Below are 23709 nucleotides of genomic sequence, written 5' to 3'. Positions count from 1 at the left end.
TGCTCCTCTCCGCCGTGACACCTGCGTCACATCGTCACTCCACCGTGCCCCAAGGCGCGGCGGAACGCGACACGCGGCGGCCAGGGGCCGCCGCGCCACGGAGTGTTCGTCGGGTGTGCGGGATCAGCCGGGCGCCGCTGTTGCCGCCGTGGGGGACACGGCGCGACCCGTCTGCGTGGAGATCATGCCGGCGCACAGATTGCGTGCGGCCAGCCCCTGTGCGATGCGTGGGATCGCGGCGACCGTGTTGGCGGGCCCGTCGTGCATGAGGATGACCTGGCCGTTGGTGAGCCGGCCGGCGGCTGCCACGATCGCGTCGGTGCCGGCGCCGTTCCAGTCCTGCGAGTCCACGTCCCAGAGGATCTCGGTGAGCCCGTACTTGGCCGCGACCGCTTTCACCGTCGCGTTGGTCTCGCCGTAGGGCGGGCGGAACAGTTTCGGCGTACCACCGCCCGCGCCCGCGATGGCCTGCTGGGTCCGGGAGATCTCCGCGTCGATCTGGGCCTGGCCGAGCCGGGTCAGGTGCGGGTGGGTGTAGGTGTGGTTGCCGACCCACATGCCCGCGGCGACCTGGGCCCTCACCTGTGCCGGGTAGGCGGCTGCGTCCTGGCCCTCGTTGAACATCGTGGCCCGCAGCCCGTTCTGCTGCAGCGCGTTGAGCAGGGCGGGTGTGGTGCCGGAGGGGCCGTCGTCGAAGGTGAGTCCGACGTATCCGTTGCAGGCGGCGGCCTGCGCCGGGGTGGCGTGGACGGTGAGGGCGCCCGTGGCGGCCAGCGTGACGGCGGCCAGGGTCGCCGTCAGGGGACGTAACGGGACACCCGGTGCGGTGCTCATCCCGCCACCGTGATGTTGGAGTTCCCGCTGCTCTGGTATCCCTCGGTCGCCATGATCATGTAGTACCGGAAACTGCCGAGGGGCATCCCGGCGCGGCCCCAGGCATCGAAGTGGTTGCCGGTGGTGATCGAGCCGCCCGTCCGCTTCTGCTGCCGCACGCTCCAGTACTGGTTGAAGGTCCTGGTGCCTTCGACGGAGGGGGCGTTGTACCGCGTCGTCTGGTAGATGTCGTACGTACCGCCGTCGCTGTTGACGGTGCCCTTGTACGTTCCCGTGGGCCGGTAGGTGCCCCAGTTGTCGACGATGTAGTACTCGACGAGCGGACTCGACGTCCATCCGTACAGCGTCAGGTAGGCGTTGCCGGACGGGTTGAAGCTGCCCGAGTAGGACACGGTCCTGCGTGAGCCGTTGCTCCAGCCCTTGCCGGCGACGAAGTTCCCGGTGTTGCGCCAGCTGGTGCTGTAGTTGCCGCCGTTGTTCAGGGTCATGGAGACCGTGCCCTGCGCGTCGGTCCAGAACGAGTAGTAGAAGCCGTTGTTGGTGCCCTCCTGGTTCGTGGTGATGACCGTGGCGGCGCGGGCGGTCCCGGGCAGGGCCAGCGCCGTCGTCGTGCCCAGCAGCAGCGCGCAGGCGGTCCTGCGGTTCATCGGGTGTGCGGATGCGATGTTCATGTGCGGGTTTCCTCCTCGTTGGCCGGGGCCGGGTTTTGGTCCATCAGTGTTGGCCTGTCTCTGTCAAGCGTCAACAGTTTCGGCAATGATCGCGAAACATTCGTGGTTCTGTGCAGCTGGTATGTGTTGATGTGTGTAATTGAGAGGCCATGGCCGAGAGTCATCGTTCGAATGTTTCGAAGAAATTCCGGACAAGAAAGTGGGGCAGGTGCCAAAACGGCACCTGCCCCAGCTGCGTGGGCAAACGTCAGCGCACGACGCTCAGCGACAGTGCGAACCGGCCCTCGCCGTCCGTCCACCAGTGGGCCAGATCGAGCCCCGCCGCGGACAACTCGGCGCGCACGCCCTCCTTCCGGAACTTCGCCGACACCTCCGTGCGCAGTTCCTCGCCCGCCGCGAAATCGATGGCGAGATCGAGCGCCGGCACCTTCACGGTCTGCACGGTAAGGGAGCGCAGCCGCATCTCGATCCATTCGTTCTCGGTGTCCCAGAGCGCCACGTGCTCGAACGCCTCGGGGTCGAAGTCGGCGCCCAACTCACGGTTGACGACGGTCAGTACGTTCTTGTTGAACGCGGCCGTCACCCCGGCCGCGTCGTCGTACGCCCGCACCAGGACCTGCTCGTCCTTGACCAGGTCCGTGCCGAGCAGCAGCGTGTCGCCGGGGGAGAGCAGGGCACGGATCGAGGCGAAGAAGGTCGCACGTTCCGCGGGCAGCAGATTGCCGATCGTGCCGCCGAGGAAGGCCAGCAGCCGGGGGCCCGGCGTGTCCGGCAGCTCCACCCGGGCGGTGAAGTCGGCGATCAGCGCGTGCACGCTCAGCCCCGGCCGCTCCTCGATGAGGGCGTGCCCGGCCTGGGTGAGGGCGCTGTCGCTGACGTCGACCGGGACGTAGGTGTGCAGGTCGGTGAGTGCGTCGATGAGGTAGCGGGTTTTCTCGGAGGAGCCGGAGCCGAGTTCGACCAGGGTGCGCGCGTGGGTCGCTGCGGCGATCTCATCGGCCCGGGTGATCAGGATCTCCCGTTCGGCGCGGGTCGGGTAGTACTCGGCCAACTCGGTGATCTGCTCGAAGAGTTCGCTGCCGTGGGCGTCGTAGAACCACTTCGGCGGCAGTGTCTTGGGCGTGCGGGTCAGGCCGTGCAGGACGTCGGCGCGCAGGGCGGCCTCGGTGGCGTCCTCGGGAAGGGTGCGGGTGAGGTGGAACGGGCTCACGTACGGGGCTCCTTCGGTGGTGCCGTTGCCATGTCGCCGGTGGGGTCCTTGAGCGGGGTGAGCAGCACGTCGGTGCGGCTCGCCGTGAGGAGGGTGCGGTCGGGGACCTCCTGCCAGCGCGGGTCGTCGTCGTAGGGCTCGGAGGCCACGACCGTGCCGGGGCCCGGGAGGTACCAGAGGGTGTCGCCCCAGGCCGTCGCGGCGATCGTCGCGCCGTCCGTGAGGAGCAGGTTGAGCCGGGAGCCGGGGGCCGCCGCGGCGACCTCCGTGACCGTGTCGGCGAGCGCCTGGCCGGCGTCGTCGCCGGTGCGCAGCCGGTTCAGCACCACGGCCCAGACGAGTGCCGAGTCGCAGCGGGCCTCCAGTGACAGCAGGTCCGCGGCGGGCAGTTGACGGGCGAGCGGGGCGAGTGAGCCGGGCCAGCCCTTGACGGCGCCGTTGTGGCTGAACAGCCAGCGGTCCGCGGCGAACGGTGCCGCCGCGGCCTCCCCGTCCGCGCCTGCCTCGGTCGCGTCCCGGACGGCGGCGAGCAGCGCCGTCGTCCGGACGACCCGGGCGAGGTCCGCGAAGGAGAGGTCCGCCCAGATGGGCCCGGCGCGGCGGTAACGTGCCGGGACCGGGTCTCCCTCCGCGTACCAACCGACGCCGAAACCATCGGCGTTGACGGTGCCGTACCGCTGCCGCCGGGGCGCCCACGACTGCTGGTACAGGCCGTGCGGCGGCTCCACCAGCAGTCGGCGCGCCGGCAACAGCGGGCCGACGTACGCCAGATGACGGCACATCAGACGTCCCCCGAGCGGGCCGTGCGGAAGCCGGAGAAGATCTGCCGCCGGATCGGATAGTCCCAGTTGCGGAAGGTGCCCCGGCACGCGACCGCGTCCACGGCGAACGCGCCGCCGCGCAGCACCTTGTAATCGGGGCCGAAGAACACCTCCGAGTACTCCTTGTACGGGAACGCCTGGAACCCCGGGTACGGCAGGAAGTCGCTCGCCGTCCACTCCCACACGTCGCCGATCAACTGCCGTACGCCCAGCGGCGATTCGCCCTCCGGATAGCTGCCCGCCGGGGCCGGGCGAAGGTGCCGCTGACCCAGGTTGGCGTGTTCCGGCGCCGGATCGGCGTCGCCCCACGGGTAGCGCATCGAGCGGTCGCCGGCCGGGTCGTGGCGGGCCGCCTTCTCCCACTCCGCCTCGGTGGGCAGCCGGCGCCCGGCCCAGCGGGCGTAGGCGTCCGCCTCGTACCAGCACACGTGCAGCACCGGCTCGTCGGTCGGCACGACCTCGGTCACGCCGAAGCGGCGGCGCAGCCACTGCTTGCCGTCGCGGTTCCAGTACAGCGGCGCGGTGACGGCGTTCTTGCGGATGTGCGCCCAGCCCTCGGACGTCCACCAGCGCGGGTCGTCGTAGCCGCCGTCCTCGATGAACGCCTGGTAGGCGCCGTTCGTCACCGGAGTCGTGTCGATGTAGAAGGGCGCCACCTCGCGCCGGTGCGCGGGACGTTCGTTGTCCAGGGCCCAGGGCTCGGTGGAGGTGCCCATGGTGAACGGGCCGCCGGGGACCAGGACTTCGGCCGGACCGGTGAACAGAGGAACGGGCTCAGGGTCCGGGGCGGTGAGTGCCTGCGGGCCCTTGCGGAGCTGATGGGTGATCAGCATCGTCTCGTCGTGCTGCTGTTCGTGCTGGGCGATCATCCCGAAGGCGAACCCGGCCTCCGTGAGCCGCGTCCCGTGGAACGCGGTGCTCTCCAGCACGTCCATGACCCGTCCGCGCACCTCCGACGCGTACCGCCGGGCCTCGTCGGGCGGCAGCAGCGGCAGCGAGGGGCGCTCCGCGCGCGGGTGCTCGAAGGCGTCGTACAGGCCGTCGATCTCGGGCCGCATCGCCTCCCGCCCGGCGACGGTCCGCAGCAGCCACTGCTCCTCCTGGTTGCCGATGTGGGCGAGGTCCCACACCAGCGGGGACATCAGCGGCGAGTGCTGCGCGGTGAGGTCGGGGTCCTCGACACAGGAGGTGAGGAGCGTGGTGCGGTCGCGGGCCGTGGTGAGAGTGGCCAGCGCCTGCTCCCGGAGCTTGTCTTCTTCGGGGGCGGTCATGTGCGGATGTCCTTCCCGTGTGAGGGCCCGTGCGAGGGGCTGCTCGTGCCGTTCAACCCGTCCAACAAGTCGTCGGCTGGACAGCGGCCCTTGATGACATAGCGGTCCAGGTACGCCTGGACGGCGTCCGTGACCTGGGTGGTGGCGCCGAGCCGGGGCAGGGCGTCCAGCGTGGCCGTGAAGCAGGCGACCGCCGCCTCGTGCAGCTCGGGGTCGGCCAGCCCGTGCCGGGCCGCGTCGAGCCAGAGCGGATTGTGCGGCGCGGGCAGCGCCACGGCGCGCTCGGCCAGCGGTTTCACGGTCCGGTAGGCGGTCTCGGCGGCCTCCGGGTCGTCGAAGAGGGCCGTCGTCACGGCAAGCGGCACGATCCACCCGTCGTCGCCGGGCTGCGCGTCGATCATGCGCAGTTCCAGATGGCCGCGCGGTCTGACCGGCGGGAACAGGGTCGTGAGGTGGTAGTCGAGATCCTCGTGGGTCGGCGGCCGTGGAGCGGCCGATCTGGTCCACTCCCGGAAGGTCAGCCCGTCCGGGACGTCCCAGGGGCCGCCGTCCTGCCGTACGCACATCACGGGCGAGTCCAGCACATGCCGGGCCCAGGTGGCACGAGGGTCCCCGTCCAGCGGGGGCGCTCCCGCGCGGCCCGCGCCGATCTCGACCCACTGCAGCTGCCGGCTGGAGCGCCAGCCGGTGGGCTGCCGAGCGGCGAGCGGGGAGTTGGCGAACGCGGCGAGGAGCACCGCGCCCAGCTGGTGCGCCAGCCACCAGCGCCGCCCGTGCCCGAGGGGGCCGGGCTCCTCGTATCCCGCGTCCAGGCAGACCTGCACCGATGCCGAGGTGCACATCATGGCGCGGCCGGCCGGGCCGGTGCGGTCGAAATAGGTCTCCATGGCTTCGTAGCGCGGTTCGTGGAGGAACCGGCGGGGCGAGTGCCAGGGATCCTGGCCGACGCCGACGAGGCCGAGATCACTCCCGGCGAGCACCGTACGGACGGCGTCGAGGTCGGCGGAGACGGTACCGATGCACTCCATCAGGGAGGCGGCGGGCGGCGAGCTGAGCTCCAGCTGGCCGCCGGGCTCGACGGTGAGCGCCGACCTCAGGGGCACGGTACGCAGTGCGGCGTAGGCCGCCGCGAGTCGTTCGGGTGTCACGGGGAGCTGCGGTGTCCGCAGCTCGTGGACGAGCCATTCCACTTCGACCCCGAGGCTGCGGGGCGGGCCGGTCTTGAAGCAGATGCCGCGGACGAGCGCTTCGACCTCGGCTTCGGAGATGGATGTACGAGGCTTCGTACAACCACTTGCCGAATCGGACATGTCGGGATCCTCCTGAGATTCCACCATGCCGCCGGCCCGGCTTCCGGGTAGGCCGGAGGCGGCACACCGATCCACCCAAGACCCTCGCGTCGCTTCGCACAAGAGTGCGTACCGGCACGTTCGGGACCCGTAACCTCCGCGTCCCGGGTGCTTGTCCGGGCGTTTTCCGGGGGCGGAAAACTCTGTTGCACCGCATGACCAGCATCGCTCACGATGCCTGCATGAGCACGACGGGGGAGCGCGCGGGGCGCGCGTTCATGACGCCTACGGGGGTGGCGCCATGAGCGCGCGCCTCCGTGGCATCGCACGAGAGACCGAGCAGATCGTGGCGGCCGGCGCGTACCGCGCCTCCGACGGCCGCGAGGTGTCCCTCGCGGCGGCGATCGAGGCCGCCCGGTCCGGCACGCGGATGTACGGCCCGGACCCGGTGCCGGTGACTGCGACGCCTTCGGCGGACACGTTCTTCGAGGTCACCGGCGAGAGCAGCCTCGAGGCGGCCCGCCGGCTCGGCCCCGGAACGGCCGTCCTGAACTTCGCCTCGGCCCGCAACCCCGGCGGCGGCTTCCTCAACGGCGCGCAGGCCCAGGAAGAGGCCCTGTGCCGGGCCTCCGCGCTGTACACGTGCCTGGTCGGGGTGCGGGAGTTCTACGACCACCACCGCGCCCACCGCGACGTCTTTTACACGGACCGCGTCATCCACTCACCGGCCGTACCCGTCTTCCGCGACGACCGCGGCCACCTGCTGGACGAGCCGCACACCGCCGGATTCCTGACGGCGGCGGCACCGAATGCGGGGGTGGTGCTGCGTACGGTGCCGGAGCGCGCGCAAGAGCTGCCGCGGGCCCTGGCGGTGCGGGCCGAGCGCGTACTGGAGACGGCCGCGGCGAACGGCTACCGACGGCTGGTGCTGGGCGCCTGGGGCTGCGGGGTGTTCCGCAACGATCCGGCGCAGGTGGCGGGGGTGTTTCGGGGACTGCTGGTCGAGGGCCGGTTCGCCGGGTGCTTCGAGCACGTGGTGTTCGGGGTGCTGGACCGCACGCCGGGAGCCGGGGTGCGAGAAGCGTTCGTACGGGCGTTTCCGGAGCGTCAGCTCCAGCCGTAACGCAACCGCAGCCGGTGCACCACCAGGTTGAACCTCATGCGGTCCAGCGCGCACGCCTCCCGCCGCATGCCCTGCTCGTGCAGCCGCAGCACCCGGTCGACGTCGACCCACGAGTCGCGCCCGGACTTGTCCCACGGCCCGTTCCCGATCGGCACCCACTCACGGTCGCCGTCATGCCGCTTGCTGGACAACTGCACGGCGAGAAACGTCCCGGCGGCCTCGCGGGCGACCACGAGAACGGGCCGGTCCTTGCCGCGCCCGTCGTTCTCTTCATACGGCACCCACGTCCACACGATCTCCCCGGGATCGGGGTCGCCGTCGTGCGCGGGCGAGTACTCGGTGCGCACCCGGCCGACCTCACGGGGGTCGGCCTCGATGGTGGCGGTGGGACCGTAGCGGCCGGGGATGTCATCGGTGGGTGCGCTCACCCGGCTCACAGTAGAGGGTGAGTGCGGGCCCCCGGCAACGAGGGCCCGCGGTCGGTCAGTTCGGGTCCTTCTCCACCGGCACCGGCTGCGCGGGCGTTGGCGTCCCGTTCGGGCTCTGCCCGTTCTGGTTCATGGACGCCAGCAGCTGCCGGGCCAGCCCCAGCCCCGTGCCGCCCATCGTGAGTGCCTTGGCCAGCATGTCGGCCATACCGTCGGCGCCGTTGAGCACCACCATGTTGTCGACACTGCCGAAGGCGCTCGCGCCCGCCTTCACGATCTCCGGCCAGTTCTCGGCGAGTTGCTGGGCGACCACGGCCTCCTGGTTCTCCGCCAGCGCGGCGGCCCGCGCCTTGATGGTCTCCGCCTCGGCGAGGCCCTTGGCCTTGGTCGCCTCGGCCGCCGCCAGACCCTTGGCCTGAGCGGCAGCCGCCTCGGCCTCACCGGTGGCCTTGGTCGCCGTAGCCGCCGCGGCGCCCCGCGCCTTCGTCGCCTCGGCCTCGGCGCCCGCGGCCGTCTTCACCCGCGTCGCCTCGGCGGCGGCCGCCAGCTCCGTCTCCTTCGCCTTGGCCTGCGCGGCAGAGATCCGCGCGTCGCGTTCCGCCTCCGCCAGCGTCCGCTTCTCGTACGCCTGCGCGTCCGCGGGCTTACGGACGTCCGCCTGGAGCTGCTGCTCACGCCGGTGCGCCTCCAACTCGGCGACCCGCGTCTCCTGGACGACGACTTCCTGGCGGGACGCGGCATCGGCGAGCGGCCCCGCCTGACGCGCCTCGGCCGCCGCCTTGTCCCGCTCCGCCTGGTAGCCGGCCTGGAGGATCTCGCTGTCCCGGGTGGCCTCCGACATCCTGGCCGCCGCCTGCTGCTCGGCCTCGGTGGCACGCCGGTTCGCCTCGGCCTGCGCGATGCGCGCGTCCCGCTGCACGGCGGCGGCGTGCGGCATCGCGAGATTCTTGATGTACCCGGTCGGATCCTCGATCTCATGGATCTGCAACGAGTCGACGATCAGACCCAGCTTCTCCATCTCCGTGCCGCACGCGGCCCGGGTCTGCCCGGTCAGTTTCTCCCGGTCCCGGATCATGTCCTCGACCGTCAACCCGCCCACGATGGACCGCAGATGACCGGCGAACACGTTGTGCACCCGCTCCGCCATCAGCTTCTGCTGGTCCAGAAAGCGGCGGCCGGCGTTGGCGATCGACACGAAGTCGTCGCCCACCTTGAAGATGACCACGCCGCGCACCTTGAGCGGAATGCCCTGGTGGGTCACGCAGTCCACGGACAGTTCGGTCTCGTTCAGGTCGAGCGAGAGCTTGCGCACCGCCTGCACACCGGGCAGCACCAGCGTGCCGCGCCCGGTGACGATGCGGAATCCCATGCCCTCCTCGAGGCCCTCGGTCCGGTGTTTGGACCCGGAGATGATCAATGCCTCGTTCGGTTCCGCGACCCGCCACATCAGCTTGAACAGACCGATCACGACGAGGACGGCGACCAGCGCCACCCCCGCTACGACGCCGACAACCATCGGCATTCGCCCCCTTTTCATGGTGCCCGCTCGGCACCGAATGAAGGGGAGTGTGCGCCTGTCCGGGGCCGGGGTGAAGACGCTGGCGGATCCTTGTCACAACCTTGACGCATACGGCTCTCACCTGCGCCGGTGCGGACTCAACTGTCGTACGCCGCCTGGACGTAGACGGTCCTCGGCGGCAGGTACTCCACGACCATCACCACTGTGCCGCGCTCGATGCGGTCCGTCCCCGACGCGGGATAGGCGAGGAAGTGCTCGGCGCCCCCGCGCACCCGGACGATCACCTCGCCGACCAGCCCGGGCCCGATCGTCCCGGTGACCCGCCCCATGAGCCCGACCATCGACGCATCGTCCATCGTCACAGCGTACGGGCTCCATGGTCACGGCGTTATGGGGCGAACGCCCTTACGCCGCCGGGGAATCAGCGGTGGCCTGCCGCGGCGGCCACCGGTCGTGCCAGCGCCGGTCCGCCTCCAGCTGGGCGGCCAGGGACACCAGCAGGGGCTCGCTGTTCGCCGGTCCGAGGAGTTGCGCGCCGACCGGCAGTCCGCCGGTGGCGAAGCCCGCGGGGACGTTCACGCCGGGCCAGCCCAGCACGTTCCACGGCCAGGCGTAGGGGCAGGCGGCGATCATCGCGCGGTCGGTGGCCAGGCCGCCGAGGTTCAGCATCGAGCCGATGCGCGGCGGGGGAGCGGCCGTCGTGGGCGCGAGGATCACGTCGTACGACGTGAAGAACGCGCCGATACGGCGGTGCAGGACCGCCTCGGCCCGCCGCGCGGCACGCAGCGGGGGCCCGCCCAGCAGCCTGCCGAGGCGCGCGGCGTCCCGGGTGCGCCGGTCGAGGAGGTCGGGGAAGGGCACGTCGCGGACGCGCTCGGCGATTCCGACGGTCGCGCGGGGGACGAAGGTCAGGCCGATCTGCCCGTACGGTGGGTCGGCCTCCTCGACGGTGTGCCCCAACCGGCCCAGTTTCTCGGCGAGTTCGATGACGCGGTCCCGCACTTCCGGCAGCAGCCGCGCGGGCAGGGCGGTGAAGGGCGGTTTGAGGGAGAGCGCGATACGCAGCCGTCCGGGGTCGCGCCCCACCGCCTCGGAGAGGTTCAGGGCGGGCGGCCGGTGCGGGTCCTGTGCGTGGTTGCCGCTTGCCGCGTCGAGGAGCAGGGCGGCGTCGGCGACCGTGCGGGCGAGGGTGCCGTTGACGGTGATGCCCTGGAACGACTCGCCGCGCGGCCAGGTGGAGATGCGCCCGCGCTGCGGCTTGATGCCGATCAGATGGGTCCAGGACGCCGGGATCCGCACCGAACCGGCGCCGTCCGAACCGAGCGCGGCCGGCACCAGGCCTGCGGCGACCGCTGCCGCCGAGCCGCCGGACGAGCCGCCCGGAGTGTGCTCCGGGTGCCATGGATTGCGGGTCGCGCCGAAGGACGGTCCCTCGGTGAACGGCCACTGACCCAGCTCGCAGGTGTTGGTCTTGCCGACGATCACGGCTCCGGCCGCGCGCAGCCGCCGTACCGCCTCACCGTCCTCCGCGACGGGCGGGAACTCGCCCGCACACCCGAACGCCGTCGGTTCCCCCGCCACGTCCATGTCGTCCTTCACGGCCACCGGCACCCCGAGCAGCGGCCGGCGCACCCCGGACGCCAGTTCCTTGTCGGCGGCGTCCGCCTCGGCGAGCGCGGCCTCGGCCCGTACGATCCGAAAGGCGTTCAGCGATCCCTGGCTCGCCTCGATCCGCGCCAGGGCCTCGGCCACCATGGCCCGGGACGTCATCTCCCCGTCGGCCAGCGCACGGACGGACTCCGTGAGGCCTGCGGCACGGTCGAGCGTCATACGGACACCTCCGGAAGGACATTGTCTACCGAACGGTAACGTCCGCGCGGCGGTGACGGAACGTCCCTGGCCGGACAGGCGCTTTCCCGGATGTCACACCGGTGTCACCGGCTCGCGTCCAAAGCATTGACGGCCCTCCACCTCGCCCTTACCTTCTGATCGACTTGCCGAACTGTGTTCGACATCTCGTACACCCGTGTTTGCGGCCCAGTGTCTTTTGCGGGCCCAGTGTCTGAGGGAGAGCCGCCCGTGACCACCACACGTCCCCCCACGCCGTCCCGCCGCACCCTGCTGCGCGCGATGGCCGCCCTGCCCGCCACGGCACTCGTACTGGGCGAAGTGCCGGGCCTCCTCGGCACGGCCGCGGCCGCGGCACCGCCGAGCGGGTCGGCCACCCGCTACACGATCGTGCCGTTCCTCAACAGCGACGACGGCACGGTGAACGTCTACACGTCGGACGACGCGACCGACTTCCGCCTGGCCCGGTCCTCCGCGTACACCCCGCCGAGCAACCGCATCCGCGACGCGAGCATCTTCAGACACACGAACGGCTACTACTACATCACCTACACCACACACACCTGGCAGGACACCAGCACCACCATCGGCTTCGCCCGCAGCTCCGACCGCGTCAACTGGACCTTCCTGTACGACTACACGGTCCCGATCGCCAACCTGTCCCGAGCCTGGGCGCCGGAGTGGTTCGTCGACAGTGACGGCAGCGTGAACGTGATCGTGTCCTGCTCGACCACGAACGACGAGTGGATCTTCACGCCGTACCTGCTGAAGGCGACCAACTCGGCGCTCACGGCGTGGAGTTCACCGGTGGCCCTGTCGGGCATCGGCGCCAACCACATCGACACGTTCATCGTGAAGACCGGCTCGACGTACCACGCGTTCACGAAGAACGAGACGACGAAGTACATCGAGTACGGCACCGCGTCGAGCCTCACCGGCCCCTACACCATCAGCCGGACCGGCAACTGGGCAGGCTGGGGCAGCTACCGCGAGGGCCCGGCGCTGGTGCAACTCGACAACGGCGGCTGGCGCATCTTCTTCGACGGCTACGGCGACGGCACGTACTACTACAGCGACAGCTACGACACGTTCGCCGCTTGGTCCGCCCCGGCCGGACTCCCCGCCGTATCCGGAACGGCCCGCCACTTCACGGTGATCAAGGAGACGGTCTCCGGCGGCCCGGCCCTCGCCAAGGGCATCACCCGCTCCTTCCAGTCCGCCAACTACCCCACCCGCTACTGGCAGACCCAGTCCTCCCTGCTCAACCTCCCCGTGGTCAGCGGCTCCAGCACGACGGCGGAGAAGCAGGCCGCCACCTTCTCGGTGGTCGCCGGCCTGGCCGACGCGAACGCCTACTCCTTCCGTGACGCGTCCGGCAACTACCTGCGCCACTACGACTTCCGCGCCCGCTTCGACGCCCACGACGGCACGACCACCTTCGCCAGAGACGCCACTTTCATCGCCCGCACCGGCACGAGCGGCGGCGCGCTGCGCTTCGAGTCCTACAACTACCCGGGCCACTACCTGCGCCACTACGGCTACCAACTACGCGTTGAGCGCTCGAACGGGACGGATCTCTTCCGGCAGGACAGCTCGTTCGTGCCGGTGGGGGCCTGGGGCTGAGCTGAGTACTTGCTGACCTGGGGAGTTGCTGTAGCGACTGCGGAATACTTCCCTCCAGTTCTCTGGATTTCCCGGGAGTTCCCGGCCACAACAGTTGTGGCTGAGCACGCTGGTTGGTGCTGACCGCTCTTCCGTGGTGGCTACGCCCCTTGCCGGAGCACCAGGTCCTGTGTGAGGCGGTGCAGGCGCAGTGCGGCGTCCTGGTCGAAAGCTGTGCCTTTAAGGGGTAGTTGGCGTGTGGTGCGGTAGGCGGTGAAGCGTTCGTCCGGCGGTTCGTCCAGGAGATGAGACATCGGGATGACGGCCTTTGCCACGGAGGTGGCGAGCAGGGCGAAGGACGTCTTGGTGAGGGCGCGCAGCGGCTGTGAAAGGTGGTTGGGCATGCCGGTCGCTACGACGCCAGGGTTGTAGCCGATGTAGCGGATCGGGGTGTTGGCGTGCACCGCGGCGAAGGCCACGCCGAGCAGGTCGTTGGCGCGGAAGGACTGCAGGGTGGCTTGGGTGCCGTTGTAGCGGCGCGTCAGCTGCAGGTCGTCCCAGTGGATCCGGCCCAGGGGGATGCCGGGGGTGCCGACGTTCATGATGACCGGTCGCGGTGCGGACTCCAATGTCTTGCGCAGGCCGTGGCTGAGGAAGTATCGGCTCAGGTAGGCGAGGGCGAAGCTGTGCTCGAATCCTTCGCGGGTGACGGTGCGGGGGCCGAAGAGCCGGTATCGCTGGGCGCACAGGATGAGTTTGTCCACCGAGGAACAGGTGCTCTCGATCGTGGTGATGAGTTCCTGGGTCGCTGTTACGGAGGTCAGGTCGGCCTGCAGGAAAGTGGCACGGTCACCGGCTGAGAGGGTCGTCGCCTCCGCCAGGAGGGCCTCGCCCTTGGCGGGCGTGCTGCCCACGGCGAGCACGCGCGCTCCTTGGTGCAGGTAGTGCAGTGCGAGCCCTTTGCCGAGCCCGTCGGTTCCTCCGGTGATGACCACGGTCTGCATCCCTGACTCTCCTTCCCCTCCGAGCTGTGCGACCGGCACGCAGCCCGATGCCACGGAACCACTATGTGGATATCGCGTATCCGCTTACGCGAGGACCGTACCACGAAGCGGATATGATTTATCCGGTTCGGGTTCGGGCACAGCAGAAGGAGTCGTTCATGGGCAGGCAGACTGCAGGCGCGGAACCCGCTGCGGCAGGGGGGCGTCCGCTGAGGCGGGATGCCGAGCTCAATCGTCGGCGCATTCTCGAGGCCGGACGCGAGGTCTTCGCCGCACGCGGCCTTCAGGCCACGCTCAACGATGTCGCGCACCACGCCGGCCTCGGAGTCGGCACCGTCTACCGGAAGTACCCCGACAAGCAGGCGCTCGCGGAGGCCGTCTTCGGTGCAGAGCTCGGCGAGATCGCAGCGATGGCGCGGGAGGCTCGGGCCGAGGACGACGCATTCGCCGCCTTGGCCAGCTTCCTTGAGAGGGCCCTGGCGCGGGCCGCGCACAACCGCGGGCTGCGTGAGCTGATGCGGCACGGCATCATCGAAGGCACCGGCCTTGCCCGAGCGCGGCAGGAGATCACCTCGCACTGCGAGCAACTACTGGCACGGGCCCGTACGCAGGGCGCGCTGCGTGACGGAGTCACCGAGGCCGACATCGCACCCATCGCCGCGATGATCGACGCCGTCATGGCCCTGCCCGCCGAACACCCCTCCGAGACGTGGCGACGCTATCTGGCGATCCTTCTCGACGGGCTGCGCGCCCGTCCCCACCAGGCGCCGCTGCCCAGTCTTGGCCGCGCTGACTGACCTCGGCTTTCACCAGGCCGCCTTCAGCAGCCCCAATCTCTGACTCCGCAGTGGCCCCGGCTTGGCACAGCCCGGACTGCAGGACCGTTCCGCCTGGGAATCCCGCTGGCATGCGGGTGGAGACGCGCGAGGATGTCCTCTTGCCGGGCGTGAACCTCGAAGTACGGCAACTCGTAGTCAACGCCGGACCGTCGTGGAACAGGTGACGGGCCTGACCGAACCGCGGCGCCGTTCTTCCGCGCCAGCACGCTCGGCGACGAGGGAGGTCGCGAGAGAACTCGGCGGGCGCCCCGGGCTAGCGTCTAAACACTGACTGCACCGGCGACACCCCTCCTTGACCAAGTACGCCAACGCCACAGGGACGTGAACGAACTGGCCACTGGGCGCCGTAGTTGGCCATTCCGGCGCTCAGTGGCAAAGGGCATCTGTTCAGTCGAGGACCGCGGTGGCTTCGATCTCGACCAGATGGTCGGGGACGTCCAGTGCCGCGACGCCTATCAGCGTGGCCGGCGGGGCCGGGGTGATCCCGAGCTTCGCGGTTGCCCGGGAGATGCCTTCCAGGAGTGAGGGCATCTTGTCGGGGGTCCAGTCGACGACGTAGAAGGTCAGCTTCGCCACGTCGTCGAAGGAGCCACCGGCCTCGGCCAGGGCGGTGCCGACGTTGAGATAGCTCTGCTCGACCTGGGCGGCGAGGTCGCCTTCGCCGATCGTGACGCCCTCGGCGTCCCAGGCGACCTGCCCGGCGATAAAGACGAGCCTCGACCCGGATGCGATCGACACCTGCCGGTAGACGTCGATCTTGGGCAATCCGTCGGGGTTCACAAAGGTGATGGCCATGCTGTCTGTCTCCTCGTCCTGAGCGCCTGTGGGCTCGCGCGCGCGCCGACCAAGACGCTGTCGGTCTCTTGTGGTTACTCGGGAACTGTAAGAGAGTGGGCGCTGACGTGGAAGAACGCACTTTTCAGTGACTGGAGAACCTTATGGTGACCAAGCAGTTCACAGGCTTGCCCGAGGATGCAGACCTGGCGCGTGCGGACTCCTTGGCACGAGAGATCTTCTCCGACGTCGCCAACAAGTGGGCGTTCCTCATCGTCGAGGGTCTCGGTGATCGCACCCTGCGCTTCACCGAACTGCGGAACGAGATCGAGGGCATCAGCCACAAGATGCTCACCCAGAACCTGCGCATGCTGGAGCGCAACGGCCTGGTCGAGCGCACCGTGCACCCCACCGTTCCACCGCGGGTTGAATACACCCTCACCGAGCCGGGTCAAGCCCTGCGCGCAACGGTCGACGGAATGTGCGGCTGGACCCACCAGTACTTCGGTCACATCGAGGCCGCTCGCCGCCGCTTCGACGCCTGACGGTCGGCTGCGTGCTCAGCGTAGCCAACCAGCGGGTTGTGACCGCCCTTCCGTGAGTCCTCGATCTTGTAGAGGCGGGTCCGCTGGCCTGCAGGGCTGAGGTGTCGGTTGCGGTGGGTGGGCGTCGTTGAGTTGAGTTACTCGCGGACCTGAGCGTTCGCCGTGGGATGCGCGTCGCCGCTGTCCGCGCCCAGGCCCGCGAGCAGGCGCAGCCCGTCCTCGGCGGGGCTGCCGGGGGCCGGGGACAGCACCAGCAGCTCCATGCCTGATTCGTCCGGTAGTGCGAAGTTCTCCTGGTGCAGTTCCAGGAGTCCGACCAGCGGGTGCCGGTACGCCTTGCGTCCATGTGTGCGGGCGCGCACGTCCGCGCGGGCCCAGAGGCGGCGGAAACGCTCGCTGCCCATCGCCAGCTCGCCGATGAGCGAGGCCAGGCGCGGGTCCTCGGGGTATTTGCCGGCGGCCAGCCGCAGGTGCCCGACCACGTCGAGGGTGCATTTCTCCCAGTCCGCGTAAAGACCGCGCTCGGCCTCCTCGAGAAAGATGTGCCGGGCGGTGTTCAGACCCGGCATCGGCCGGCCGTAGAGGAGCCCGGCGAGGCGGTTCCCGGCGAGCACGTCCAGGCGGTGGTCCACGATCAGCGCGGGTGCGTCGGCGACCAGGTCGAGGACGCGCAGCAGCTCCGGCCGGACCCGCCCGCCCGGCGCCTTCGCGCGGCGGCGGCGCTGCCGGGCGAGCCGGTAGAGGTGCCCGCGTTCGGTCTCGTCGAGGCCGAGGACGCGGGCGAGTGCGTCGAGGACCTGCTCGGAGGGCTGGGTCGCGCGGCCCTGCTCCAGGCGTACGTAGTAGTCGACGCTGACTCCGGACAGGTGCGCGACCTCTTCGCGGCGCAGCCCTTCGACCCGGCGGCGGCTGTCGGTGGGGATGCCGACGGCCGCCGGGTCGACCCGGGAACGCCGGGTCCGCAGGAAGCCCGCAAGATCGTCCATGTTCCCAGTATCGCGTCGGTGGCGCCCTTGAAGGTGGTCCTGCCAGTACCAGGAAGTCCCGTCCGATGGAAGAGGAGCCCCTGAACGCCGGACGCCGCTGCGCCCAGGATCGACGGCATCCGATCCGAAGGAGTTCCCATGAAGACGCTGATCGTCTACGCCCACCCGGAGCCGCAGTCGCTCAACAGCTCGCTGAAGGACCTCGCGGTGTCCACGTTGGAGACCGCCGGGCACGAGGTACGGGTGAGCGATCTGTACGCGATGAACTGGAAGGCGGTCGTGGACGCCGCGGACTACGGCCCCAACGCCTCAAGTCCGCTGAAGGTCGCCCTGGACTCGGGCCGGGCCTTCGACGCCGGGACGCTCACCCCGGACGTCCTCGCCGAGCAGGAGAAGCTGCTGTGGGCCGACACGATCATCTTCCAGTTCCCGCTGTGGTGGTATACGATGCCCGCGATCCTCAAGGGCTGGGTGGACCGGGTGTTCACCTACCACTTCGCGTACGGCGTCGGCGAGCACAGCGACACCAAGTACGGCGAGCGCTTCGGCGAAGGCACCCTCGCAGGCAGGAAGGCGCTGCTGTCGGTGACCGCCGGCGGCCCGGAGTCGCATTACGCCGCTCGCGGGATCAACGGCCCCATCGACGATCTGCTGTTCCCGATCCACCACGGCATCCTCTACTACCCGGGCATCGAGGCGCTGCCGCCGTTCGTGCTGTACGGCACCGACCGGATGCGCGACGAGGACTACCCGGACGTCGCCAAGGCATGGGAGCAGCGCCTGCTCACCCTGGAGTCGACCGAGCCGATCGCGTTCCGGCGGCAGAACTTCGGTGACTACGAGATCCCCTCGCTGCACCTGAAGGAGGGACTGGAGCCGGCGGGCCGCACGGGTTTCGGGCTGCACGTGCGCGGCTGACCGCCGACCCGACACCCTGAGCTGGGCGGCCGCTGGAGTCGGCCTCTCCGTGCGCGTACGCGACTCCACAGCTCCTCTTGTGGAACAGGGTTCCTCACGGCAGGCCGCCGGGCAGCCGGCTCGCGTCGAAGGCGTCCAGGATGCGCCGTTTCAGACGGCGAGTAGACGGGGCGCAGGAGAAGGGACCTCCCACACGCAGGCAGGACTCAGCCCGACCTCGACATCACGCGGCGCCGGTCGCGCCGGAACAGGACAAAGGGCGTAGTCCTACGATGACGTCGGCGAGGGGAGGCAGGGTGGCGAAGGACTTGAGCAGGCGGGCCTACCGCACGCAGAGATGGGCGGCGAGGACAGCGCTGGCCGCGGCCGCGCTCGCGGTCGTCGTCCCCCTCGCCTACGACGGCATCGGCGGCGTACTGCTGCTGGTGGCCGCGGCGGCGGGCCTGGCCGTCACCGCGGCCGCGGTGTGGTGGACGCTCACCCTGCGCGGTCCGGTGCGCGCAGCCGCGGCGGTCCTGGCCGTGGCGGTGCCCGCTGTCCTCGTCGTCCTGTTCGCAGCCACCTTCTTCTGGGCCCTGCCGCTGTCCCTGGCGCTGTGGGCGGTGGCCGTCTGGGCTGGCCGGTACGCCCTGCGAGGCACCGGCGATCACCGGAGCCGTGTGATGAGGGAGCGCCGTACGCCGCCACCCCGGCGCCCGTTCCTGATCATGAATCCGCGCTCCGGCGGCGGCAAAGTGACCCGGTTCGACCTCAAGGACAAAGCGGAACGGCTGGGCGCGCGCGTCGTTCTGCTGGACCCGGAGTCCCCCCACGACGTCGCCGCCCTCGCCCGTGACGCCGTCGCGTACGGCGCGGACCTGCTGGGCGTCGCCGGCGGCGACGGCACCCAGGCACTGGTCGCGGCCGTCGCCGCCGAGCACGACATCCCCTTCCTGGTGATCAGCGCGGGGACCCGCAACCACTTCGCCATGGACCTCGGCCTCGACCGGGCCGACCCCGCCACCTGCCTCGACGCACTCACCGACGGTGTGGAGGTCCGCGTCGACCTCGGCTTCGCCGGCCGGCACCCCTTCGTCAACAACGCCTCGTTCGGCGCGTATGCGGCCGTCGTCCAGAGCCCCGCGTACCGCGAAGACAAAATCGGCACCAGTCTCGACCTGCTACCCGATCTCCTCACCCGGCAGCAGGGCCCGCGGCTCACCGCCCGCGCCGGGGTCAGCACCCTCACCGACCCGCAGGCCGTGCTGGTCAGCAACAATCCCTACCGCACGGACGACCCCTTCGGATTCGGTCGGCGCGAACGCCTCGACAGCGCCGCGCTCGGCGTCCTGGGCGTCCGGGTGGACAGCGCGGCCGAGGCCGCCGCGCTGCTCCTGGACCCCGAACCGGACGGTCTCACCATCCTCACCGCTCCCGAGGTCGTCATCGACGCCGACCGTGCGGAGATCGAGGTCGGCCTCGACGGCGAAGCCCTTGTCCTGCCCACCCCGGTGCACTGCCGAATCGCCCCCGGCGCGCTGCGCGTCCGCCTTCCCCGCAAGCGGCCCGGCGTTCCCAAGCGTCAACCGCCCCTGAACTGGCGCCGCTTGCGCAAACTGGCGGCCACGGTCGGCCGCACGGCGGCACCCCGCCGCGGTCACGGACACGGTCACTCGAGCATGCGCTGACCCGACCCTCCGTGAGGACGGACCACGTCGACCTCGGCCGTGCGGGCGCGCTTGGGAAGGGTCTGGGCGAGCGGGACCTCGGTCGGTTGGTCAGCCAGCGGTGCCTGTGGGCGAGTGGGCGCCAGGCTCGTCGACGGGGACCCGTCGGGCGTGGGCCATCCGCTCCGCGGGAGTGTTCGAGTGGCGTCGTGAGGTGTGCAGGAGGCCGCCGCCGTACGGGGTGATCCGGGGCAGCACCTTTTCCTCGTTCCTCGGTGGTCAAGCGCTCGGTTGCTCAGCCCCCGTCGGGCTCTGCCCGTATTCCGCTCGCGTGAACCCGTGGCTCCGCTCCACTTTCGCCACGTGCAGCGTGTAGCTCTGGTACCACTCGGCTCGCCCGCGCTTTTGTGCCGCGCGGTGCTCGGTGTTGGTCCGCCACTCCGTGAGGGCGTCGGCGTCGCGGAAGTACCCGACGGTGATGCCCAGCCCGCCGGGAGTCTGGGCGTGGTCCATTCCCAGGAACCCAGGGATGTCCTTCACCAGGTCTTCCATGCGTGCGTTGGTCTCGCTGTAGCCGCTCTGGTCCTGGGTTCGCACCGTGGTGAAGACGGCGACGTAGTAGGGAGGTTCATGGGCCTCGACGGGCGCGACAGGCGCTTCCGAGTGATCGCTCATGACGCCACCGTATGCGGAGCACACGATGTAATTCCGGGGGAACTGTCGATCCGGCCGTCTCCCATTCGACGCAGGGGTGAGAGGCAGGGAAGGCCCCGCCCGGCGACAGCACAGGAGAACCCATGGATCAGCTGCTGAGAGTGCAGAACTTCAACGTCTCGAGTGACGGAGTGGGCGCCGGCGTGGACCAGAGCTTCGAGAGTCCGTTCGGCCTCCCCGATGCCGCGAGGCTGTTCTCCTGGGCCGGTGCCACGGCGAGCTGGCCCAACCGCACCGACCCCGGGGGCAGCCGGGGCCTCGACGACTACTTCACTCGGGACTTCGCATGCAACATCGGCGCCGAGATCATGGGCCGCAACAAGTTCGGCCCCCAGCGTGGGCCCTGGCACGACCATGAGTGGCGCGGCTGGTGGGGGGACGAGCCCCCGTTCCGTACGCCGGTGTTCGTCATGACGCACCACAAGCGTCCGTCGTTCACCCTCTCCGACACGACGTTCCACTTCGTCGACGGGGACCCTGCCACCGTCCTGGAGCAGGCCCGGGAGGCGGCGCAGGGCAAGGACGTCCGGCTCGGCGGCGGGGTCACCACCATCCGGCAGTTCCTTGACGCGGACCTCGTCGACACGATGCATGTGGCGGTCTCGCCGGTGAAGCTCGGGTCAGGAATTCGCCTCTGGGAGTCGCCCGATGAACTGCTCGACCGGTTCCACCTGGACGTCGTGCCCAGCCCGAGCGGCGTGACGCACCACCTCTTCTGGCGGAAGTGACACTCCCCTCAGGACTCCCTCAGGAGGACTCCCCTCAGGATCGCCCCGCCGAGAACACCGCCCGCACCTCCCACCCCGCGCCGCCCCGCGGCCCGGCCTCCAGTTCGCCGCCCAGGGCGGTCACCCGTTCCTTCAGGCCGACGAGACCGAAGCCGCCGCCGTGGGCGGCGGCCGGGAGTTGGGTGCCGCCGCGGCCGTCGTCCGCCACCGACACCACCAGGCGCTCGGTGTCGGTGTCGTATCGCAGGCGGACCTCGATGTGCGTGGCGTCGGCCGCGTGCCGGCGGATGTTGGTGAGGGCCTCCTGGACCACCCGGAAGGCCGCCGCCTGCACCTCGTGGGGGAGGGTGTCGGGGGACAGGGCGGGGTCGCGGTGCAGGGCGACCTGCTGGCCCGGCGTCGCGAAGCCCTCGACCAGTTCCGCGATGCCCGCGAGGTCGCCTACCGGGCGGCGGTCGGCCGCCTCGGGACCGGTGTCGCGCAGCACGCCGACGGTGCGCCGCATCGAGGCGAGGGCCTCGGTCGCGGCGCGTTCGATGCCGGCCAGGACGGGGTCCAGGTCCTGTGGCTGGGTGGTCGCCATCATGCGGGCCACCTGGGTCTGCACGAGGATGCCCGTCACGTGGTGGGCGACGAAGTCGTGCAGGTCGGCGGCGATGGCCAGGCGTTCGCTGCGGCGGGTATCGCTGACGGCGACGGTGCGGCGGTAGTCCATCGAGCGCAGATAGCCCGCGAACCCCGCGACGAGGCCGACCAGCAGCAGACCGAGGATCTGCAGGCCCAGCACATCGCTGCTCAGCGCTACGCCGTGGCGCACTGGCAGAACCAGCAGCGCGCCCGCGTCGAGGGCGCCGCATACCACGGCCCAGCGCGGCGGGCAGTGCCGTACAGCGATGAAGAGCAGGCACAGCAGGATCATGATCTCGCCCGGGCCGAGCATGACCGCCTCCAGGACCAGCAGCGAAGCGGCTGTGAGGAGGGCCGAGAGGAGAGCGGGCACGGCAGTGCGCACCTGCGGCGTGAGCCACTCGGGCCGCCGCCCGGTCGGCCACAGCACGGCGGCCAGCCCGACGAGCACCATGGCCAGGGTCGGCCAGACGGGACCCGCCATCGGCAGGACGCTCGTCCCGTCGGAGCCCGCGAAGAGCACGTCGACGACACATGCGGCGAGCAGGACACCGACGGCGAGGCCGCGGACGCAGCCCTGGGCGGAAACGGAGTTCATGCCGATCACCGTAGGCCGAACCCCCGGCAGCGGGATCGGCCGAATGACCGAGGGAGCTGCCGAGACGCCGACCTTATGGCCGAGGCGCGCTGGGGCGCGCGGGCGAGGGTGGGCCCGCACCCTCACCACGGGCATCCCTCACCCCGGACATCAGGAGTACGCGACGCGGCGCAACAAGTTCCGACTTCACCGACCACAAGCCTGCTCGCGCCCCCGCCGTCCGCCCCGCGCACCACAGCCTGACCGAATCACCGAGCTCCGCTCGAACGTCGTCGCCCCCTACGTCACCCTGGACCGCGACAGCGAGGGCCCCATCACCCGGCACGCCGACGGCACCGCCGTACGCGACTACACCTACGACCCCGCGGGCCAACTCGTCGCCGCGCACCTCACGCGCGCCGGTACGACGGTCGCCACCGACGCCGGCTACGACATCGCCGGCAACCGCACCATGACTGTCACCGACGGCCACGCCACGCGCTATCTGTACGGCGCCGCCGACCAGTTGGTCGCCATCGAGTCGACGGGACGGCGGATCCGCTACACCTACGACGGTGCCGGACGCCTGACGCGCGCGGACGACGGCGACGGCTACCTGGTCCGCCGGCAGGGCCGTACCGGCGACGACTCCGCTCCGCACACCGAGGTCTGCTACCAGTGGACGGTCGGCGACAGCCTCCCGCAGATCCTCCACCAGCACATCGACACGAAGGTGCCGCAGAACTCCAACACCGCCCCTGTCGGCCGTGACTTGGCCACCGCGCGCTTCTCCTACGGAACAGCAATTGGACCAATACCTGACGAACGGCGCCGTGCGGAACCTGCTGTTCCTCAAGGGCAAGGAACTCCAGGACTGGGCCGACTCGGTAGACGTCATCACCGGGCTGCGCTGAAGGCCGAGGGGAACCGCGAACAGCGCGAATTCAATCAGCAGCAACCGCCGCTCCCGATCCCCATCCCCATCCCCATCCCCGTATCCGTCCCGGTGCCGGTCTGACGGAACGGCCCGACCGGAGAACACCATGCCGAACAGCAACGGCCCTCAGGACATCGAGATCACCTCCCAACTCGTGGAAGCGCTGCGCGACTACGCGGACGTCACGCTCAGCATCACCGTCTTTGCCGACGCTCCGCCCGAGCGCGTCAAGCCCGCACTCCGCCGCATCTGGGAGGCCCTGTGGGAGGTGGGCAGCACCACCCCGCTGCCCACCGGCGACCTCCCGACGCCGTCCTACATCTCCCAGCCGGCGGGCGCGGGGCACGGGCCCTGGGACATCACCGTGGACTTCGGCCACGCCCCGAGGGACGAACGGGGCCGCGTGCCGGCCTTGATCGCCGACATCCTCTGCGAGTACGACGCCACGCCCGCGGTCCTGGACGTCGCCCCGCTCACGGAGGAGGACTAGGCACCAAAATGTTGAAGAAGTGACGTATTGCCACGCCTGGGAAAAGATGCGTGCTCTGTGACTCTGTGGTGATCTGGGTTGTGGAGGGGGTGAACCCAGAGGAGATGGTGATATGCCTTCCACTGACAAGGCGTTCAAGGAATTCACGGAGGTCCGGAGCATCGACATCGAGGCGGCGCTAGACCCCGCGGAGCCCGACGGTGTCTTCCGCGACAGCCGGGAGTGCGCCGCACTGGCGCTGCTCTCCGCCGACACCAAGCTGCTGCTGTCCCCGCCGACCCCTCGCCCCAAGAAGGGCTGAGCGGACG

General features: G+C 70.2%; 25 protein-coding genes. 10 read left to right on the top strand and 15 right to left on the bottom strand.

The annotated features are described in order from the left end of the window. Positions 1-123: 123 nt before the first annotated feature. The 6 genes from AB0I98_RS23665 to egtA form a co-directional block, all read right to left on the bottom strand. Positions 124-834, bottom strand: coding sequence for a polysaccharide deacetylase family protein (locus AB0I98_RS23665; RefSeq protein WP_362944805.1), 711 nt, complete (start codon positions 832-834; stop codon positions 124-126). After that, positions 831-1505 carry a glycoside hydrolase family 11 protein gene (locus AB0I98_RS23660; protein WP_362944803.1) on the bottom strand — a complete coding sequence of 225 codons (675 nt, stop codon included), beginning with the start codon at positions 1503-1505 and terminating at the stop codon, positions 831-833. Before AB0I98_RS23660 ends, AB0I98_RS23665 begins: the two co-directional genes overlap by 4 nt. A gap of 247 nt (positions 1506-1752) precedes the next feature. Then, entirely contained in the window at positions 1753-2715 is a 963-nt protein-coding gene (gene egtD, locus AB0I98_RS23655; RefSeq protein WP_362944801.1) for an L-histidine N(alpha)-methyltransferase, read from the bottom strand. Continuing rightward, positions 2712-3497, bottom strand: a complete 786-nt coding sequence (gene egtC / locus AB0I98_RS23650) for an ergothioneine biosynthesis protein EgtC (RefSeq protein ID WP_362944799.1) — start codon at positions 3495-3497, stop codon at positions 2712-2714. Before egtC ends, egtD begins: the two co-directional genes overlap by 4 nt. Further along, on the bottom strand, positions 3497-4807 hold the full coding sequence (gene egtB / locus AB0I98_RS23645; protein WP_362944797.1) for an ergothioneine biosynthesis protein EgtB: 1311 nt from the start codon (positions 4805-4807) through the stop codon (positions 3497-3499). The genes egtC and egtB overlap by 1 nt, the downstream gene beginning before the upstream one ends. Further along, on the bottom strand, positions 4804-6117 hold the full coding sequence (egtA, locus tag AB0I98_RS23640; RefSeq protein ID WP_362944795.1) for an ergothioneine biosynthesis glutamate--cysteine ligase EgtA: 1314 nt from the start codon (positions 6115-6117) through the stop codon (positions 4804-4806). Before egtA ends, egtB begins: the two co-directional genes overlap by 4 nt. 280 nt (positions 6118-6397) lie before the next feature. Here egtA and AB0I98_RS23635 point away from each other — a divergent pair, with 280 nt between their 5' ends. Then, complete coding sequence (locus AB0I98_RS23635) at positions 6398-7219, top strand: TIGR02452 family protein (RefSeq protein WP_362944793.1); 822 nt, start codon at positions 6398-6400, stop codon at positions 7217-7219. Here the strand turns inward: AB0I98_RS23635 and AB0I98_RS23630 are convergent. The 4 genes from AB0I98_RS23630 to AB0I98_RS23615 all read right to left on the bottom strand — a co-directional run bounded on the left by AB0I98_RS23630 (position 7204) and on the right by AB0I98_RS23615 (position 10996). Then, a complete protein-coding gene (locus AB0I98_RS23630) occupies positions 7204-7647 on the bottom strand; it encodes a type II toxin-antitoxin system PemK/MazF family toxin (protein WP_362944791.1) in 444 nt (147 codons plus the stop codon). The genes AB0I98_RS23635 and AB0I98_RS23630 overlap by 16 nt on opposite strands. Before the next feature lie 55 nt (positions 7648-7702). After that, complete coding sequence (locus AB0I98_RS23625; protein WP_362944789.1) at positions 7703-9169, bottom strand: SPFH domain-containing protein; 1467 nt, start codon at positions 9167-9169, stop codon at positions 7703-7705. 134 nt (positions 9170-9303) lie between these two features. Next, complete coding sequence (locus tag AB0I98_RS23620; protein WP_030044637.1) at positions 9304-9522, bottom strand: hypothetical protein; 219 nt, start codon at positions 9520-9522, stop codon at positions 9304-9306. A 49-nt stretch (positions 9523-9571) separates the two neighbouring features. Further along, positions 9572-10996: an amidase gene (locus AB0I98_RS23615; protein WP_362944787.1), complete on the bottom strand. Its 1425-nt coding sequence runs from the start codon at positions 10994-10996 to the stop codon at positions 9572-9574. A gap of 300 nt (positions 10997-11296) precedes the next feature. Here AB0I98_RS23615 and AB0I98_RS23610 point away from each other — a divergent pair, with 300 nt between their 5' ends. Further along, positions 11297-12637 (top strand): glycoside hydrolase family 43 protein, encoded by a 1341-nt coding sequence (locus AB0I98_RS23610; RefSeq protein WP_362944915.1) that lies wholly within the window; start codon positions 11297-11299, stop codon positions 12635-12637. A 140-nt stretch (positions 12638-12777) separates the two neighbouring features. Here the strand turns inward: AB0I98_RS23610 and AB0I98_RS23605 are convergent, their stop codons facing one another. Beyond that, a complete protein-coding gene (locus AB0I98_RS23605; protein WP_362944785.1) occupies positions 12778-13620 on the bottom strand; it encodes an SDR family NAD(P)-dependent oxidoreductase in 843 nt (280 codons plus the stop codon). 158 nt (positions 13621-13778) lie between these two features. On the opposite strand from AB0I98_RS23605, the gene AB0I98_RS23600 reads away from it, so the two are divergent. After that, a complete protein-coding gene (locus AB0I98_RS23600; RefSeq protein ID WP_362944783.1) occupies positions 13779-14417 on the top strand; it encodes a helix-turn-helix domain-containing protein in 639 nt (212 codons plus the stop codon). 429 nt (positions 14418-14846) lie between these two features. Here AB0I98_RS23600 and AB0I98_RS23595 read toward each other — a convergent pair whose 3' ends face one another. After that, on the bottom strand, positions 14847-15254 hold the full coding sequence (locus AB0I98_RS23595) for a RidA family protein (RefSeq protein ID WP_362944781.1): 408 nt from the start codon (positions 15252-15254) through the stop codon (positions 14847-14849). A gap of 143 nt (positions 15255-15397) precedes the next feature. On the opposite strand from AB0I98_RS23595, the gene AB0I98_RS23590 reads away from it, so the two are divergent. Further along, the gene (locus tag AB0I98_RS23590; RefSeq protein WP_362944779.1) at positions 15398-15778 is read left to right on the top strand and encodes a helix-turn-helix domain-containing protein; all 381 of its coding nucleotides are present in this window, start codon (positions 15398-15400) and stop codon (positions 15776-15778) included. A 137-nt stretch (positions 15779-15915) separates the two neighbouring features. On the opposite strand, the gene AB0I98_RS23585 is transcribed toward AB0I98_RS23590, so the two are convergent. Further along, a complete protein-coding gene (locus tag AB0I98_RS23585; RefSeq protein WP_362944777.1) occupies positions 15916-16764 on the bottom strand; it encodes a helix-turn-helix transcriptional regulator in 849 nt (282 codons plus the stop codon). A gap of 138 nt (positions 16765-16902) precedes the next feature. Between AB0I98_RS23585 and AB0I98_RS23580 the strand changes: the two genes are divergently transcribed. Then, the gene (locus tag AB0I98_RS23580; protein ID WP_362944775.1) at positions 16903-17682 is read left to right on the top strand and encodes an NAD(P)H-dependent oxidoreductase; all 780 of its coding nucleotides are present in this window, start codon (positions 16903-16905) and stop codon (positions 17680-17682) included. Positions 17683-17978: 296 nt separating this feature from the next. Then, positions 17979-19349 (top strand): diacylglycerol kinase family protein, encoded by a 1371-nt coding sequence (locus AB0I98_RS23575; RefSeq protein ID WP_362944773.1) that lies wholly within the window; start codon positions 17979-17981, stop codon positions 19347-19349. Positions 19350-19607: 258 nt separating this feature from the next. Here AB0I98_RS23575 and AB0I98_RS23570 read toward each other — a convergent pair whose 3' ends face one another. Further along, positions 19608-20003: an antibiotic biosynthesis monooxygenase gene (locus tag AB0I98_RS23570; RefSeq protein WP_362944771.1), complete on the bottom strand. Its 396-nt coding sequence runs from the start codon at positions 20001-20003 to the stop codon at positions 19608-19610. Positions 20004-20125: 122 nt separating this feature from the next. On the opposite strand from AB0I98_RS23570, the gene AB0I98_RS23565 reads away from it, so the two are divergent. Further along, entirely contained in the window at positions 20126-20770 is a 645-nt protein-coding gene (locus AB0I98_RS23565) for a dihydrofolate reductase family protein (protein ID WP_362944769.1), read from the top strand. A 34-nt stretch (positions 20771-20804) separates the two neighbouring features. Here AB0I98_RS23565 and AB0I98_RS23560 read toward each other — a convergent pair whose 3' ends face one another. Beyond that, complete coding sequence (locus AB0I98_RS23560; RefSeq protein ID WP_362944767.1) at positions 20805-21995, bottom strand: histidine kinase; 1191 nt, start codon at positions 21993-21995, stop codon at positions 20805-20807. Between the two features lie 43 nt (positions 21996-22038). Here AB0I98_RS23560 and AB0I98_RS23555 point away from each other — a divergent pair, with 43 nt between their 5' ends. The 3 genes from AB0I98_RS23555 to AB0I98_RS23545 all read left to right on the top strand — a co-directional run bounded on the left by AB0I98_RS23555 (position 22039) and on the right by AB0I98_RS23545 (position 23702). After that, complete coding sequence (locus AB0I98_RS23555; protein WP_362944766.1) at positions 22039-22992, top strand: hypothetical protein; 954 nt, start codon at positions 22039-22041, stop codon at positions 22990-22992. Positions 22993-23017: 25 nt separating this feature from the next. After that, positions 23018-23401, top strand: a complete 384-nt coding sequence (locus AB0I98_RS23550) for a hypothetical protein (RefSeq protein WP_362944765.1) — start codon at positions 23018-23020, stop codon at positions 23399-23401. Between the two features lie 112 nt (positions 23402-23513). After that, positions 23514-23702 (top strand): hypothetical protein, encoded by a 189-nt coding sequence (locus AB0I98_RS23545; protein WP_362944763.1) that lies wholly within the window; start codon positions 23514-23516, stop codon positions 23700-23702. Positions 23703-23709 lie beyond the last annotated feature (7 nt).

The organism is Streptomyces sp. NPDC050211 (assembly GCF_040656035.1).
Taxonomy (GTDB): domain Bacteria; phylum Actinomycetota; class Actinomycetes; order Streptomycetales; family Streptomycetaceae; genus Streptomyces.
Note: the sequence above shows the minus strand (reverse complement) of the source record. Positions and strands in the feature narration are given on the sequence as shown.

Coding starts and splice junctions, on each gene's coding strand:
- AB0I98_RS23665 (WP_362944805.1), bottom strand. CDS start 834: ATGAGCACCGCACCGGGTGTCCCGTTACGTCCCCTGACGGCGACCCTG.
- AB0I98_RS23660 (WP_362944803.1), bottom strand. CDS start 1,505: ATGAACATCGCATCCGCACACCCGATGAACCGCAGGACCGCCTGCGCG.
- egtC (WP_362944799.1), bottom strand. CDS start 3,497: ATGTGCCGTCATCTGGCGTACGTCGGCCCGCTGTTGCCGGCGCGCCGA.
- egtB (WP_362944797.1), bottom strand. CDS start 4,807: ATGACCGCCCCCGAAGAAGACAAGCTCCGGGAGCAGGCGCTGGCCACT.
- egtA (WP_362944795.1), bottom strand. CDS start 6,117: ATGTCCGATTCGGCAAGTGGTTGTACGAAGCCTCGTACATCCATCTCC.
- AB0I98_RS23635 (WP_362944793.1), top strand. CDS start 6,398: ATGAGCGCGCGCCTCCGTGGCATCGCACGAGAGACCGAGCAGATCGTG.
- AB0I98_RS23625 (WP_362944789.1), bottom strand. CDS start 9,169: ATGCCGATGGTTGTCGGCGTCGTAGCGGGGGTGGCGCTGGTCGCCGTC.
- AB0I98_RS23620 (WP_030044637.1), bottom strand. CDS start 9,522: ATGGACGATGCGTCGATGGTCGGGCTCATGGGGCGGGTCACCGGGACG.
- AB0I98_RS23615 (WP_362944787.1), bottom strand. CDS start 10,996: ATGACGCTCGACCGTGCCGCAGGCCTCACGGAGTCCGTCCGTGCGCTG.
- AB0I98_RS23610 (WP_362944915.1), top strand. CDS start 11,297: ATGGCCGCCCTGCCCGCCACGGCACTCGTACTGGGCGAAGTGCCGGGC.
- AB0I98_RS23605 (WP_362944785.1), bottom strand. CDS start 13,620: ATGCAGACCGTGGTCATCACCGGAGGAACCGACGGGCTCGGCAAAGGG.
- AB0I98_RS23600 (WP_362944783.1), top strand. CDS start 13,779: ATGGGCAGGCAGACTGCAGGCGCGGAACCCGCTGCGGCAGGGGGGCGT.
- AB0I98_RS23595 (WP_362944781.1), bottom strand. CDS start 15,254: ATGGCCATCACCTTTGTGAACCCCGACGGATTGCCCAAGATCGACGTC.
- AB0I98_RS23590 (WP_362944779.1), top strand. CDS start 15,398: ATGGTGACCAAGCAGTTCACAGGCTTGCCCGAGGATGCAGACCTGGCG.
- AB0I98_RS23585 (WP_362944777.1), bottom strand. CDS start 16,764: ATGGACGATCTTGCGGGCTTCCTGCGGACCCGGCGTTCCCGGGTCGAC.
- AB0I98_RS23580 (WP_362944775.1), top strand. CDS start 16,903: ATGAAGACGCTGATCGTCTACGCCCACCCGGAGCCGCAGTCGCTCAAC.
- AB0I98_RS23570 (WP_362944771.1), bottom strand. CDS start 20,003: ATGAGCGATCACTCGGAAGCGCCTGTCGCGCCCGTCGAGGCCCATGAA.
- AB0I98_RS23565 (WP_362944769.1), top strand. CDS start 20,126: ATGGATCAGCTGCTGAGAGTGCAGAACTTCAACGTCTCGAGTGACGGA.
- AB0I98_RS23560 (WP_362944767.1), bottom strand. CDS start 21,995: ATGAACTCCGTTTCCGCCCAGGGCTGCGTCCGCGGCCTCGCCGTCGGT.
- AB0I98_RS23555 (WP_362944766.1), top strand. CDS start 22,039: ATGACCGAGGGAGCTGCCGAGACGCCGACCTTATGGCCGAGGCGCGCT.
- AB0I98_RS23550 (WP_362944765.1), top strand. CDS start 23,018: ATGCCGAACAGCAACGGCCCTCAGGACATCGAGATCACCTCCCAACTC.
- AB0I98_RS23545 (WP_362944763.1), top strand. CDS start 23,514: ATGCCTTCCACTGACAAGGCGTTCAAGGAATTCACGGAGGTCCGGAGC.